This is a genomic window from Akkermansiaceae bacterium (assembly GCA_019634595.1).
Taxonomy (GTDB): Bacteria; Verrucomicrobiota; Verrucomicrobiia; order Verrucomicrobiales; family Akkermansiaceae; genus Luteolibacter.
In genome coordinates this window covers 1,106,648-1,119,783 of the sequence record JAHCBC010000001.1, presented here as the reverse complement: position 1 = coordinate 1,119,783, position 13,136 = coordinate 1,106,648, and the positions used below count along the sequence as shown (strand labels likewise).

Here is a 13,136-nt window from a genome sequence, read left to right as displayed (position 1 = left end):
AACTCGGCGGCGGAATGCTGGATTTCCGGAACCCACAACCCTGCCCCTGGCTCCCGCAGGTGGCATCCCGCCTGGGGCCGGACGTCACGCGCCGGCTGGCGGAGAAGAAGGAGGAGTTCTACCTCGCCGCCCTCCGCTATTCCCAGTCCCTCTGGCTGGAAGGAAAGCCCGCCCAGGCCATCCTCCAGCTCAACAAGGCGTGGATGGCGGACCTCGATGGCCGGGAGGAAATCTTCGCCCGCCACCCGTCACCCTACCGTGCGCTCCGCTGGATCATGGAGCGGGCGAAGGCCGGGGATGCGGGGTTCATGGGAAATCCGGTCCGCCATTTCCAGCACCTCGCCAGCCGGATGAGCGGCCCGCGTGCGGAGGTCCGGGTGTGGCGGGCGTGGGCGTGCTTTCACCTCGCCTCTTCCGTGCTTGATCCGGTGGACTTCCCCCGGGATGGCGTCCAGATCACCAGGGAAGGCCTGTGGATTCCCAGCAGGGAATGTGCTTTCAGCAGGTTGCGCCGTTTCGGGTGGAAAAATGAAATAAACCACCTGCTTCTTACGCTTAAAGGGCCGGAATAGATGGAAAGTTGCAAAATGAATGATTAATGGCTGTTTTTAATCACGCGATCACGTAGGTGGTTTATGGCCGTTTTAGTGACATTGTGTGGAGGGTTTCGTTGCCCAACTCCAATCATGATCTTTGAACTGGACTCGGTCAATTTGGATGCCGCCCTGGAGGCTGTCCGGCAAATCCACGATCATCTGGAAGATGCGAAGCGCCATATCATGGATGGCGGCGTTGTGATCGTCACGAAGGCGGGAGAGGAAATCGGCAGGGCGGCGACTGTGGAAGAACTGCTCCGTCTGGTGATCCTCTGAGGTCCGGTCCACGGGAATGCATAACGAAAGTTCCGGATTGCACGAAGCGCGGCACGCGCGCGGTGTCAGGGATGGCGACGCTTGATTTCCAGCAGGTCAGGGATTGGTGGGGGTTCTGCGATGGAGGATGTCATGAACCCGCTCGTGATCTCCATCGGTTCCATCGCCATCGCCGCGTCCCTCTCGTCCTGCGACCGGAAGCCGTCCACCGGCACCAACACTTCCGAATACCGTGAGGGGAAATCCGGAGCGACGTCCGCGACGATCCAGAATGACAAAACGGACAACCCGACCCCCTATCCGGCGGCGAAGGAGGATGAGGGCCGTAAAGATGAATGAGCCGTCGGCGTCCGGTCGGGGCGAAAAAAAAAGCGGACCGGTGTGAAACCGGCCCGCCATGGGGAATGTGGTCCGGAATCAGTTCGTTTCCTGGAAGGTGACGAGAAGGGCGAGGTCCTGGAGGTCGAAGCCGCCGTCGTTCTTGTTCGTATGGGTCAGTTCCATGAGGTAGATGACGTCCTTCGGCCCGATCTTGATGCGGCCCTGGCCGTCGAGGTAAGGCTTGATGAAGTCCTCGATGGTCGGCTGCTGGTAGAGCGGGGTGGTGGTGGGAGGCGTGTCACCATTGACCAGGGCGATCACGTTCTGTCCGCTGGTGGAGGTGAACTGGTTTGACCAGCCGTTGAAGTTGTAGCGGCCTGCGAAGTTGATCGGTTGGTTGGCGTTGACCTTCTGGTTATAGACGACCGTGCCTGGCTTCACCTTGTCCTGCGTGTTGTAGAAGATCTCGGAGTAGCTGCTGTTGTTGATGCTCACGGAGGCTTGGGTGGGAGCCCATTCCCACTTGGTGACGATGCCCCATGCGTTGAGCCAGACCACCTTGACGGAGGCTCCGACGACGCGGACATCCATGTTCACCTTCACCTTCGGCGTGCAGGTGCCGGGAGGGGTGATCTTGATGATGTCCTTGACCACGGCGGGGTAGGTGATGTCCCAGTTGAGGGTGGGCTTGGTTCCGGCCCTGACGAGGGTGGCGGAGGTATCCAGGCGGCCGACCGGAACAGGAGGATCCTGTGCCAGTGCACGGCTGGAGATCATGGCGCTGAGCGCGAGGACAAAGATAGCGACGACCGCAAAGGGACTCGTTTTCATGGTGGGGGGGGAGGGGGAAATGGAAGCGCGCGAGTGGGGGAGCGCTTCCAGAACTGCCGATACCCTACCCGGATTCATCCCTCCGGCCTATTCCGCAATCGCGTAGGGCCTTCCGGGAGTGGCGGAGGTCACGGGTTCCGCCTACCTGGCGGAAGCCGGGACGGGTTTCCTCGAAAATTCGGCGGTGCTGCTCAGATACCACAGCACGGCACCGCCGCCGATGACGGCGGCCAGCACGATGAGGGTGAACAACATGCCGAGGAAGGATTTCACGCCCCTTTTGATGCGGGAACCCCGCGCGCTTGGCGAGCGAGAAAAAACAGGAGCTTGAGATGTCATCGCGAGGGCGTCATGGTACTCTCCATGAAACCCTCCTGCATCTGGATGCCGCTCCTGGCGGGAGCCACGCTCTGCACGGCGCAGGTTGATTTCCCGGGAAATCCGCTGGTGGGTCCGAAGAAATACACGAAGCGCGAGGTGGGCGGCGGCGCGGAGCCGGGAGCCAAGGTGGAAAGCCCCGCGGAATCCGGCATGGCGAGGTATGTAACACATGTCGTCCTTTATGACACGCGCTTCTGGACCAGCGTGGAAGGGAAACCGCTGGCGGGAAAGTTGATCGCGTTCGAGGATCTGGTGGTGACCGCGCCGAAGGGCGCCCCCATGCCGCCGATGCCCGCGCCCCCGTCAAAACCGACCATCGTGCGGGACGGCAGCGTGCGGCTGCTGGTGGAAAAGAAGCCGGTGGTGGTGTCCCTGGAGCGCCTGAGCTGGCAGGACCGGGAACTCATCGACGGCATCCAGGCGGCGCTGGACAGGAAAGAGGAGCAGGGCCGCTGAGCGGCTACGCCTTTCTCCGGATCAGGGCGGCGAAGGCTCCGTCCGTGCCGTCGCGGAACGGCAGCGCGTCCCGCGTTTCCACCAGTTCCAGTTCCGGATGGGCGGTGAGGAATGCCTCCACCTGCGCGAGGTTCTCCGCCTTCTCGATGGAGCAGGTGGAATAGACCAGCCGTCCGCCCGGCTTCAGGCAGGGCAGGGCGGCCTCCAGGATCTTGCGCTGGGTGATGACCAGCTTTTCGATGTCCGGCGACTGCAACCGCCAGCGGACATCCACCCGGCGGCGGATCACCCCGGTGTTCGAGCAGGGGACATCCAGGAGGATGGCATCGAACGCGCCGTGCCATTCCTCCGGAGCGGGCTTCGTCCAGTCATGGACGGAGGTTTCCGCCTGCCCGGCATGCAGGCGCTCCAGGTTCTCTTTGAGACGCGGAAGGCGTTTCTCGTTGGAGTCCGTGCAGAGCAGGTTCTCCGCGGAGCCGAGCGCGGCGGCGATGAGGAATGCCTTTCCGCCCGGGGCGGCGCAGGCGTCCAGGACGCGTTCCCCCGGTTGCGGGGCGAGCAGGTCCACCGCATGACGGGTGGCCGGGTCCTGGATGTAGATTTTTCCGGAGGCCAGCAGGGTCGTCGGTGGAGCGCCGGACAGCTCATGGAAGCCCGGGGCGCCCTCGACGGCGGGATAGGCGGACGCGTCGAAGTCGTCCGCCTTTGCCAGCGGGTTCACCCGGAAATAGTTCTCCGCGGGGGTGTTGTCCCACTCCATCAGGGAAATGGTGTTCGCTTTCCCGAACTCCTGCCGCCAGCGGTTGTAGAGCCAGTCCGGGTGCGAATGCACCACCGCGGCGGGCAGTTCCTCGACATCCAGCAGCCGCTTGCGCGAGGTGATCGCGCGCCGCAGCACCGCGTTGATCAGCGCGCGGACGCTCGCCTTGCCCGCCTCCACCGTTTCGTTCACCGCCGCGTGGTCCGGGATGCCCAGGATGAGGATCTGCACCAGCCCGACGCGCAGCACATCCCGCGTCTCCGGGTCCAGCTTGCCCTCCCGCAGGATGCCGATCCAGTGGTCCAGCAACCTGCGGTGGCGCAGCGTGGCGAAAAGGATGGCCTGGAGCAGCCCGCGGTCCTGGGAGGAAAGCATGCGCCGGTCCGCGTGGCGGTCGATCAGCGTCTCGGCGTAGTCATGGCCCTTCGCCCACGCCCGGAGGGCGGAAACGGCGGCCTGGCGGACATGGAAATTCTTGGCGGGCATGGGCAAGGACTAAGGAGGGTGGACACTCTTGTCCACCGGCTGCAATGGCGAATAAGAAAAGATTCATCTCCTGCGGCTTTGGGACAGGTCTTGCGCCAGGGCCACCTCATTTCGGAATTGTCAGGACGGTTGTTGGCTCGTTTCAGGAATTCCGAACCGCGAATGAACACCAATGGACGCGAATTCACCGTGAATCAGGGTTGGGTGGTGATGCTACTCCATCCGGAAAATTCCCGCTCCACCTCCAAATCCGGGATCAGCCGACCTTCCATTCGTGTTCATTCGCGTCCATTCGCGGTTGGATTCCCGAAATGAGGTGCCCTGGGTCTTTCGCATTTCGCCATTGCAGCCGGTGGACAAGAGCGTCCACCCTCCTTGCTGATGAAGCGCATCGCCTTCTTTGCCCATGAACGCGGGGATGCGCGGGTGGTGAAACGGATCTCCGCGCTGCGTGACGGGGGGGGGGAGGTGCTGGGCTTCACGTTCCACCGGGACCGGGGGAAACCGGATGTGCCGCCGGTGTGGGAGAACATCGACCTGGGGACGACCTTCAACCGCCGCTACGTGCAGCGGCTTTTCACGCTGGGGAAAAGCCTGCTGACGCTGTGGCGCGAGCGGGACCGGCTGGGGGAGTGCGGGTTGGTTTATGCCATCAACACGGACAATGCGGCGCTGGCGTTGTGCGGGCGCTTCCTTTCCGGGAGCCGCGCGCCGCTGGTGCTGGAGCTGGCGGACATCCAGCCGGCGATGACGGGGAGCGGCGTGGTTTCGGGGATGATGCGTGCGGTGGAGCGGTGGGTGCTGCGGCGCAGCGCACTGCTGGTGACGACGTCGCCGGGGTTCGTGCGGCATTACTTCGGGCCGGTGCAGGGGTTCCGTGGGGAGATCTTCCTGCTGGAGAACAAGGTGTATCCGTCCACGGGCATGCCGGTGGTGGCGGCGAAGGAACGCCCGGCACGCGGTGGAGCGCCGTGGGTGGTGGGCTACTCAGGCGCGTTCCGCTGCCGCCGGAGCATGGAGCTGATCCGCGCGCTGGCGGAGCGGCTGCGGGGAAAGGTGTACTTTGTCCTGCGCGGCTATGCTTCCGGGACCATCGCGGAGGATTTCACGGAGCTGCTGGGGGAGATGCCGGAGGTGGTCTTCGGCGGGCCGTATGCGTATCCGGATGACCTGCCGGGAATGTATGGGGCGGTGGATTTCAACTGGTGCTTCGACGAGGCGGACGCGGGCGGGAACTCGGCGTGGCTGCTGCCGAACCGGATCTATGAGGGCGGATTGTTCAAGGTGCCGGCACTGGCGGCGGCGGGGACGGAGACGGGCCGGTGGGTGGCGGAGAATGGCTGCGGGTGGGAACTCACCGAACCGCTGGAGGAAAGCCTGGCGGAATTTTTCACGACGATGACGGAGGAGAAATGGCGGGCCGCGGCGGCGCGGTGCGCGGCGGTGCCGGATGACCGGCTGCGCGGGGAGGGTGACTACGTGCGGCTGGGGAGAAAATTGGAAGAGATAAGCACTAAATCCTAAGCACGAAATCCGAAACGGAGATCCGCTTCCGGGCATCCCTCTTCGTTTCGGATTTCGTGCTTGGGATTTAGTGCTTCCCCCCACAGGGGATAGGGCTTGAATGGCGGCGCTGTGCCTTTCCCTCCCTTCGACCACTGGCTTTGGTATATCCCCGCGATCTTCATCGGCGCGTGTGTGGGGTCTTTCCTGAACGTGGTGATCTACCGGGTGCCGCTGGGCCTTTCCGTGAATGAGCCGAAGCGGTCGTTCTGCCCGAAGTGCCGCAAGCCGATCCCGATGCGGCGGAACATCCCGCTGCTGAGCTGGCTGCTGCTGCGCGGGAAGTGCGCGGACTGCGGCGCGCCGATCGCTTTCCGTTACTTTGCCGTGGAACTGCTGACGGCGGTGGCGTTCACGGCGGTGTGGCGGTTCTTTCCGCCGGAGGTGGTGCTGCCGCTGTGGGTGATGATGGCGCTGGTGATCTCCATCACGTTCATCGATGCGGAACACATGATCATCCCTACGGGGCTGACGTGGTCGGGATCGGTGGCGGGTCTGGTAGGCTGCGTGCTGTGGCCGCAACTGCCGGTGATGGCGGGGTTCGCGGGGGATTGGAAAAGCGGGCTGCTGCAGGGCGGCATCGGCTGGGCGGTGGGGTTCTTCGGCCTGTGGGTGGTGGTGGAACTGGGGAAGAAGGCGTTCGGCAGGAAGGCGATGAAGTTCGACCAGCCGGTGGAGTGGATGATCAAGGAGCCGGTGGGTGACCAGGACCCGATGCTGTTCGTGATCGATGGTGAGGAGATCCCGTGGTGGGATATTTTTTCGCGGAAGTCGGACCGCCTGATGGTGGAGGCGGGGGACATCCGCGTGGACGGGGAGTCCGTGGGCAAAGGCACGCTGGTGATCCGCGAGATGGAGATCGAGCTGCCGGACGGCACGGTGAGGAAGCTGGAGGAGGTGAAGTCGGTGGACGGCACGGCGCTGTCCGTGGTGATCCCGCGCGAGGCGATGGGGATGGGGGATGTGCACCTGCTGGGGATGATCGGCGCGTTTTTCGGATGGACGGGGGTGTTGTTCTCGCTGTTCGCGGCGTCGGTTTTCGCGATCGTCGCGGCGGTGATCGGCAGGATCGGTTTCGGCAGGCAACTTCCGTTCGGGCCGTTCCTGGTGATGGGGGCGGTGGCGTGGATGTTCGGCGGGTGGAAGCTGTGGCAGTGGTACATCAGCCTGCTGGGGCCGGTGGGGCCTTGATGGGGTGGCGGATCTGAGGCGTAGCGGATCTCGTGAGAGATCCGGCGGGGTTGATGGCACCGGGGGAGAGGAAATGAACCACGGATGGACGCGGATGAACACGGATAAGAATGTGGGAATGGGGCATTTCATCCGGACTGGGACCGCGGAATTTATTCCGCTTGGCTTCGCATGATGGCTGGATTCTCCGGGGCGGAATGAATTGCCTTAGGGCCAACCGGCTAGGCTGCGCCATGGGGTGGAGCTCGTTACCACTCGCTCTGGATTCCGCGGTCCCAGTGTTCGATGTCCTCCATCCTTGACGCGGGCGGCGCGGGGTTTCCTGATGGGGGCGTATGAGTGACCTGTCGCGATACATGCTGAGGGCGATCGAGCTGGCACGGGCCGGGATGACCCGCGGGGCGGGCGGGCCGTTCGGCGCGGTGGTGGTGCGGGACGGGGAAATCGTCGGGGAGGGGTGGAACCGCGTGCTGGAGACGAATGACCCGACGGCGCACGGGGAGGTGACGGCCATCCGCGACGCGTGCGCGAAGCTGGGGACGTTCTCGCTGGAGGGCTGTGAGATCCACACGACGGGGCAGCCGTGCCCGATGTGCCTGGGGGCGATCCACTGGGCGCGGGTGGGGCGGATCTACTATGGATTCCGTATCGAGGATGCGGCGGAGATCGGCTTCGATGACAGCGAGTTTTTCAGGCAGTTCGTGCTGCCGCCTGAGGAGAGGTTGATCCGCGCGAGCGAGCTGTGCCGGGAGGAGGCGCTGGCGCTGGCGGCGGACTACATGAAGATGCCGGGGCGGAGGATCTATTGATGGGGGGAATGTGGACCGGGAAAAGGGGCGGAAACAAGGGGTTGCCCCACCGTTCCCCCGCGCCTAGGGTCCGGGTCATGAAAGTTTCCCGCGTCCCTGTCCTGTGCCTGGTGGGCCTGTCGCTCTGCGCGGCATTGCCGCCGGCATCCGCCGCGACGATCGTCAGCGACTCTTTTGACGATGGTGGCCGGACCAATGGCACGGACCCGCTGGACATCCCGTGGTTCACCAACAGTTCGACCCAGGGCCTGACGGTGGAGGGGAACCAGCTCCGGATCACGCCGACCATCGCGTCACAGGGTGTGGTCGGGAGCATTCCATCCGGCATCACCCTCGCTGTCGGGGAATACATCGAGCTTTCCTTTTCCTTCCGCTATGGGACGAATGCGCCGAACAGCGCCACCAACGGCATCCGCTTCGGCCTCTACAATGATATGGGCCAGACCATGACCGCGGATGCGGCGAACCGTGACGATGCCAACGCGGGCATCAATTCGCTCGGGTACTACGCGAACATCTCCACCGGCAGTCCGGCGACGATCACCAATGCCTTTTACCGCGAGTTCGGCACCACGAACGGCATCCTGACCGGAGACGACCGCTCCAGTGCGGTGGGCAGCAATGCCGTGAACAGGGGACTGGATGACACGGATCTCCACACCGTGGTCATGCGCATCACCGCCACGGCGGCCGGGGTCACGCTGACCGGCTCCCTTGACGGAACAACCTTCGCCTCGGGCAATGCGAGCGCGCCGAACGCGGACTACCTGACCTTCAACCAGATCGCCTTCTCCAGCAACGTGACGAACACCTCGCTGTTCATTGACGATGTCACCGTCATTTACGTCCCGGAGCCAACCGCCGCATTGTTGGGTGGTCTGGGCATGATGGCCTTCATCGGCCGCCGCCGCCGCTGAGCGACGGGCCGGTCATGGCTGGAAATGCAGGGCGAGCCAAGTGGCGTCCGCACTGGTGGATGAGACGCGGTGCTTCATGCGGGCCGGGATGGTGAGGTGGTCGCCTGCCTTCAGGTGGACGGTGCCGTCGGCGAAGTCGATGGAGGCGCTTCCCTGGAGGAGGGCGACCCATTCGGGCTGGTTCTGGTCATACCAGAAGCCGGGAGGGCTGGCCTTTCCGAAGGAGGCGATGTGCTCGGCGCGGAAGCCGTGGCCGGAGAGGATGGGGGTGATGATCTCGTCGTCCGTGCTTCCGGCGGGTGTCAGGAGGGAGTGGACGGCTGGCGGCATCCCGGGGAGTGTGGCGGGGATGGGGCAGGGGAGGAAGGAGGATCTGGAAAACGGACCGCCGGTCACATGCCGATGCGTTCCTTCCAGATCTCGCGCGCCTTCTTCGTCACGCCATCCGGCACGGAGTGGCCTGCGCCGGGCATGTCGAGCATCACCTTGTCCTTCACCGGCAGTTCGTTGTAGGCGGCATAGACGCTCGTCGGCGGGCAGACGCCATCGACGAAGCCAGCGGAAACGATGGCCACCTTCGCCTTGCAGCGTGCGGCGAAGTTCACGTTGTCCACATAGCGGGACGCCTCCAGCACGGCGGGGTCCGGGCGGCCGTCGGCCACCGGCACCATCTTCGGCCATCCGGCCACGCGGTTGGCCAGCATGCCGCTGTGGTCGCAGCCGGCGGGCACATGCGCGACCATGACCGTCACCCGGTCATCCAGCGCCGCCGCCGCGAACGCCTGGAAGCCACCCTGGCTGCCACCGGAAACGATGACCGTCTTTCCGTCCCACTCCGGCTGGCTGCAGAGGAAATCCAGCGCCCGCTTCGACCGCAGGAACATGCCGACGAAGTAGCCCTTTTCCCGGGAGTCCCGGCCGATCGCGCGGTAGTCCTTCAGCTCCGCCTGTCCCAGCGCTTCGTAAAATGCCTCATCCTTGCCGTTGTCGATGCCGTGGGCATTGATGTCCATGGCCAGCATGCCCTGGGAGGCCAGGCCCGCCGTGCCCGGCAGGTTCGCGCTGCGGATGCCCGCGCCGTGCAGCGTGAGGATGATGGGCAGCGACTTCGGTTTCGCGCCCTTCGGGCGGGAGAAGTAACCGGACACCTTCGCGCCGACGCAATCGACCCGCGTGTCAAAGCTCTCCACTTCCTTCGGCTCGCCCACCGGGGTCAGCACCGGGTTCAGCGGCACCGCCGCCAGCTTGTCGAGCTGGTCTTTCCAGAACGCGTCGAACTCCTGCGGGAACGGCATGCTGCGGCCGATCCGGTCCGGGGAAAAGCCCACGCCCCAGGAACCGCCCGCGCCCTTTCCGTCCGCCTCCGCGCTCACCTTGCACAGCAGGAAGCCCGGCTCATCCAGCTTTCCGGTGATGGTCGCCTTTCCGTCCTGGAGCTTCACCTTGCCGTTCGTCTTCGGGTCCACGCCGTCCTTGCTCATGGTCCAGAACAACTCCGCATCCGGAGCGACCTTGGATTCCGCCCCCAGGGTGATGGTGAAGGTGGCCGTCTCGCCCGTCTGGTAGAGCGCATTCTCATGGTCCGCGCGGACCGTCCATGCCGGTCCGGCTTCTTTCGCATGCAGGGTGGAGAGCATCCCCGCGCACATCACGGGGACCAGGATTCGGAACGGGTTTTTCATGAAATTTCCACTCAATGGTTGAAGATGAACTCCTTCGAGTTCAGCAGCGCCCAGAACACGTCTTCCAGGGTGTCGCGCACGTCTTCCGGTTTCGGGGATTCCGCCACCGCGGCCAGCAGCTTCTCGCGCTCCGTGTCCGTCGGTTTCCGGCTCAGCGCCTTCAGGTACATCTGCTCGATGATCTCCTTCGGTTCCTTCTTCTCCGCCAGCAGGTCGGCCACCACCTTGCCGCGCTTGATGCGGTCGTGGGTGTTGTCACCGTTGAGCAGGTGGAGCGCCTGGGAAAGGTTCGGCTCCATCTTCACCTCGCAGGAGCACACCGTCGCGCGCGTCGCCCGGCCGAAGGTGGTGAGGAAGTAGTTCGTCGTGTTGCCATCGGCGATCTGCACCGCCTTCGCGCCCAGAGGCAGGCCCTTGAACTTGTTCGGCGTCTTTGTCACCGCGGAGATGGAGTCCAGAAGCACCTCCGCCCGCACCCGTCGCACCATGGAGTGGGAGAAGTTCCGGTTGTCATCCACGTTCGTGTCGTTCGTCCGGGTGGACAGTTGGTAGGTGCGGGAGTTGCAGATGTCGCGCACCAGCTTCCGCAGGTCGAAGTTGTAGGAAACGAAGCGCTTCGCCAGTTCATCCAGCAGTTCGGGGTTCGACGGCGGGTTGGACACGCGGACGTCATCCACAGGCTCCACGATGCCCACGCCGTTGAAGTGCGCCCACACGATGTTCACCACGTTGCGCGCGAACCAGGGATTGTCCGGGGCGGCCAACCAGCCCGCGACGGACTCCCGGCGGGACTCGCCCGGCTTCAACTCCGGCTTCGGCCCGCCCAGGAACTTCGGCGGCACCGGCTTCTTCGTCACCAGGTGGGGGATCTCCCCGCCCTCGTCATAGACCACGCGCTCGCGCGGGTCTTCCGCGGGCTTCCGCTTCACCTGCGCGAAGAACGAGGCGAAGCCATAGTAGTCATCCATCGTCCAGCGGTCGAACGGGTGGTTGTGGCACTGCGCGCACTGGATGCGCGTGCCCATGAAGACCTGCGCGACGTTTTCCGTCAGCTTCATGACGTCCTGCTCCACCTGGAAGAAATTCGTCGCCGGGCTGGAGAAGGTGCCGCCCTTCGCGGACAGCAGCTCACCCACCATCTCGTTGAGCGGCATGTTCGTGGCGATGCGGTCACGCAGCCAGTTGTAATAGCCCAGCGCGGCCTTGTAGGAGACGGACTGGCCGCCGTTCTGGAACGTGCGGATCTGCATCAGCTCCGCCCATTTCATCACCCACATCTCCGTGAATTCCTTCCGGGAAATCAGGTCGTCGATGAGGACCTCCCGCTTGTTCGGACGCTTGTCCTCCAGGAACGCGGTGCGTTCCTCCGTCGTCGGCGGCACGCCCACCACGTCCAGGAACACCCGGCGCAGGAACACCTCATCCTCCGCCACCGTGGACGGGATGATGCGCAGCTTGTGCAGCTTGTCCGCCACCAACGGGTCGATGTAGTTCGCGGCGGGGAACTCCGGGCGCGTGTATTGCACATCCTTCGGGATCACGATCGCCTGGGCGCCCTCCGTGAACAACGCGAAGCGGGCCAGCAGGAACGCCTCCCCCCGGTTCTTCGAGTTCGCCACGCCGTCCGACTTGTGGATCGCCACGGAGTTGTCGTTGGAGGTGGAGTAGGTGGAAAGCGTGCTCACATCCCGGTCGGTGCCGTCGGAGTAGGTCGCGCGCACCGTCAGCGGCACCTGGATATCCGCGCCGGTCAGGACCATCTGCTTCGGCTCGACCTCGATGGCGAGCGGCTGCGGGATCTCCCCCTTGTCATACTCCGCACCGTCGCGGATCCACTGGACCAGCGTCTCATGGAACGGGGAGCCTTTCTCGAACAGCTTGCCGCCCGTGTGCGGCACCGTGCCGTCCGCCTTCGTCAGCAGCAGGGAGTCCTCCGGCAGCGCGAGGTTGATGCGGCGGCCCGCCATTTCATGGGTCAGGCGGAAGTGGTCGCCCTTCGGGTCGAAGCCGTAGAGTGTCAGGTGGAATCCATCCTGACCGCGCGCGGAGCCGTGGCAGGAGCCCGTGTTGCACCCCGCCGCCGTCAGCACCGGCATCACATCCAGTTGGAAGGAGATCGGGCGTGGCTTCGCGGAGTCCTTGACGGTCACCGGCACTTCGGTTTTCAGGCCGCGGTATTCGATGGAAAGCTTCGTCGTCCCGTCCTTCTGCGGGCGCAGCGTCGTGCCCGTCAGGCTGGCAAGGGAAGCGTCCGCCAGCGTGATCTTCGACTGCTTCGTGATGTCATGGGTGGAGGCGTCCTTGAACCTGGCCACGATGACCACGCGGTGGAAATCCGCCGCCGTCTCCAGCGTCACCGCTTTTGGGAACGCCTCGATCGACGCGATCTGCGGGTCCGCCGGCGCGTCCCACGGCGGCAGCGCCGTCTTCGAGCGCGGGGACATCACCACGGATGCATCACCCCAGGCCGCTCCGGACTCGATCCATTTCTCCAGCGCCATCACCTCCGATGGGGAAAGCGGCGGGCCGTGCTTCTTCGGCGGCATGATCTCGTCATCATCCGCCGCCAGCCGCACCCGCTTCACCAGCTCCGAGTTTCCGGGGTTCCCCGGCACGATGGACTCACCGGAATCCCCGCCGGTGATGAAATCCTGCCGCACCTCCAGCACCAGCCCGCCTTTCGCCTCTTTCTTGGTATGGCACTCCAGGCACTTGCTTTCCAGCACGTCACGGGCCGCGTCGAACGGGGTCTTCGGGCCATAGCCGGCCGGGGCATCCGTGCCAAAGGCACCTGCCACAGCGGGGATCAGAGTCAGAAGCGGGATCTTCCAGTGCATCCCCGACATACGGAGCTTGTCCTCATTCCT

The 13,136-nt window shown here is 64.4% G+C and carries 13 protein-coding genes; 8 read left to right on the top strand and 5 right to left on the bottom strand.

Annotated elements, in window-relative coordinates:
- Positions 1-59: 59 nt before the first annotated feature.
- The 3 genes from KF712_04785 (at position 60) to KF712_04775 (ending at position 1,211) form a co-directional block, all read left to right on the top strand.
- On the top strand, positions 60-572 hold the full coding sequence (locus KF712_04785) for a hypothetical protein (protein MBX3740283.1): 513 nt from the start codon (positions 60-62) through the stop codon (positions 570-572).
- Between the two features lie 114 nt (positions 573-686).
- Complete coding sequence (locus KF712_04780) at positions 687-872, top strand: hypothetical protein (protein ID MBX3740282.1); 186 nt, start codon at positions 687-689, stop codon at positions 870-872.
- A 132-nt stretch (positions 873-1,004) separates the two neighbouring features.
- Positions 1,005-1,211: a hypothetical protein gene (locus KF712_04775; GenBank protein ID MBX3740281.1), complete on the top strand. Its 207-nt coding sequence runs from the start codon at positions 1,005-1,007 to the stop codon at positions 1,209-1,211.
- A gap of 78 nt (positions 1,212-1,289) precedes the next feature.
- Here KF712_04775 and KF712_04770 read toward each other — a convergent pair whose 3' ends face one another.
- Entirely contained in the window at positions 1,290-2,024 is a 735-nt protein-coding gene (locus KF712_04770) for a hypothetical protein (protein MBX3740280.1), read from the bottom strand.
- 363 nt (positions 2,025-2,387) lie between these two features.
- Between KF712_04770 and KF712_04765 the strand changes: the two genes are divergently transcribed.
- On the top strand, positions 2,388-2,861 hold the full coding sequence (locus KF712_04765) for a hypothetical protein (GenBank protein MBX3740279.1): 474 nt from the start codon (positions 2,388-2,390) through the stop codon (positions 2,859-2,861).
- A 4-nt stretch (positions 2,862-2,865) separates the two neighbouring features.
- Here KF712_04765 and KF712_04760 read toward each other — a convergent pair whose 3' ends face one another.
- Complete coding sequence (locus KF712_04760) at positions 2,866-4,107, bottom strand: methyltransferase domain-containing protein (GenBank protein ID MBX3740278.1); 1,242 nt, start codon at positions 4,105-4,107, stop codon at positions 2,866-2,868.
- Between the two features lie 381 nt (positions 4,108-4,488).
- Between KF712_04760 and KF712_04755 the strand changes: the two genes are divergently transcribed.
- The 4 genes from KF712_04755 (at position 4,489) to KF712_04740 (ending at position 8,587) form a co-directional block, all read left to right on the top strand.
- Positions 4,489-5,631, top strand: a complete 1,143-nt coding sequence (locus KF712_04755; GenBank protein MBX3740277.1) for a hypothetical protein — start codon at positions 4,489-4,491, stop codon at positions 5,629-5,631.
- A gap of 111 nt (positions 5,632-5,742) precedes the next feature.
- A complete protein-coding gene (locus KF712_04750) occupies positions 5,743-6,861 on the top strand; it encodes a prepilin peptidase (GenBank protein ID MBX3740276.1) in 1,119 nt (372 codons plus the stop codon).
- 335 nt (positions 6,862-7,196) lie between these two features.
- Entirely contained in the window at positions 7,197-7,670 is a 474-nt protein-coding gene (locus KF712_04745) for a nucleoside deaminase (GenBank protein MBX3740275.1), read from the top strand.
- Between the two features lie 77 nt (positions 7,671-7,747).
- The gene (locus KF712_04740; GenBank protein ID MBX3740274.1) at positions 7,748-8,587 is read left to right on the top strand and encodes a hypothetical protein; all 840 of its coding nucleotides are present in this window, start codon (positions 7,748-7,750) and stop codon (positions 8,585-8,587) included.
- Between the two features lie 12 nt (positions 8,588-8,599).
- Here the strand turns inward: KF712_04740 and KF712_04735 are convergent, their stop codons facing one another.
- From KF712_04735 to KF712_04725, 3 genes are all read right to left on the bottom strand, one after another.
- Positions 8,600-8,917 (bottom strand): AraC family ligand binding domain-containing protein, encoded by a 318-nt coding sequence (locus KF712_04735; GenBank protein ID MBX3740273.1) that lies wholly within the window; start codon positions 8,915-8,917, stop codon positions 8,600-8,602.
- 62 nt (positions 8,918-8,979) lie between these two features.
- Positions 8,980-10,269, bottom strand: coding sequence for an acetylxylan esterase (locus KF712_04730; GenBank protein MBX3740272.1), 1,290 nt, complete (start codon positions 10,267-10,269; stop codon positions 8,980-8,982).
- A gap of 11 nt (positions 10,270-10,280) precedes the next feature.
- A complete protein-coding gene (locus tag KF712_04725; GenBank protein MBX3740271.1) occupies positions 10,281-13,106 on the bottom strand; it encodes a PSD1 domain-containing protein in 2,826 nt (941 codons plus the stop codon).
- Positions 13,107-13,136 lie beyond the last annotated feature (30 nt).

Bases quoted from the DNA above. Each gene is read 5' to 3' on its own strand.
- KF712_04780 (MBX3740282.1), top strand. From the start codon at position 687: ATGATCTTTGAACTGGACTCGGTCAATTTGGATGCCGCCCTGGAGGCT.
- KF712_04775 (MBX3740281.1), top strand. From the start codon at position 1,005: ATGAACCCGCTCGTGATCTCCATCGGTTCCATCGCCATCGCCGCGTCC.
- KF712_04765 (MBX3740279.1), top strand. From the start codon at position 2,388: ATGAAACCCTCCTGCATCTGGATGCCGCTCCTGGCGGGAGCCACGCTC.
- KF712_04745 (MBX3740275.1), top strand. From the start codon at position 7,197: ATGAGTGACCTGTCGCGATACATGCTGAGGGCGATCGAGCTGGCACGG.
- KF712_04740 (MBX3740274.1), top strand. From the start codon at position 7,748: ATGAAAGTTTCCCGCGTCCCTGTCCTGTGCCTGGTGGGCCTGTCGCTC.
- KF712_04755 (MBX3740277.1), top strand. From the start codon at position 4,489: ATGAAGCGCATCGCCTTCTTTGCCCATGAACGCGGGGATGCGCGGGTG.
- KF712_04730 (MBX3740272.1), bottom strand. From the start codon at position 10,269: ATGAAAAACCCGTTCCGAATCCTGGTCCCCGTGATGTGCGCGGGGATG.
- KF712_04735 (MBX3740273.1), bottom strand. From the start codon at position 8,917: ATGCCGCCAGCCGTCCACTCCCTCCTGACACCCGCCGGAAGCACGGAC.
- KF712_04770 (MBX3740280.1), bottom strand. From the start codon at position 2,024: ATGAAAACGAGTCCCTTTGCGGTCGTCGCTATCTTTGTCCTCGCGCTC.
- KF712_04725 (MBX3740271.1), bottom strand. From the start codon at position 13,106: ATGCACTGGAAGATCCCGCTTCTGACTCTGATCCCCGCTGTGGCAGGT.
- KF712_04760 (MBX3740278.1), bottom strand. From the start codon at position 4,107: ATGCCCGCCAAGAATTTCCATGTCCGCCAGGCCGCCGTTTCCGCCCTC.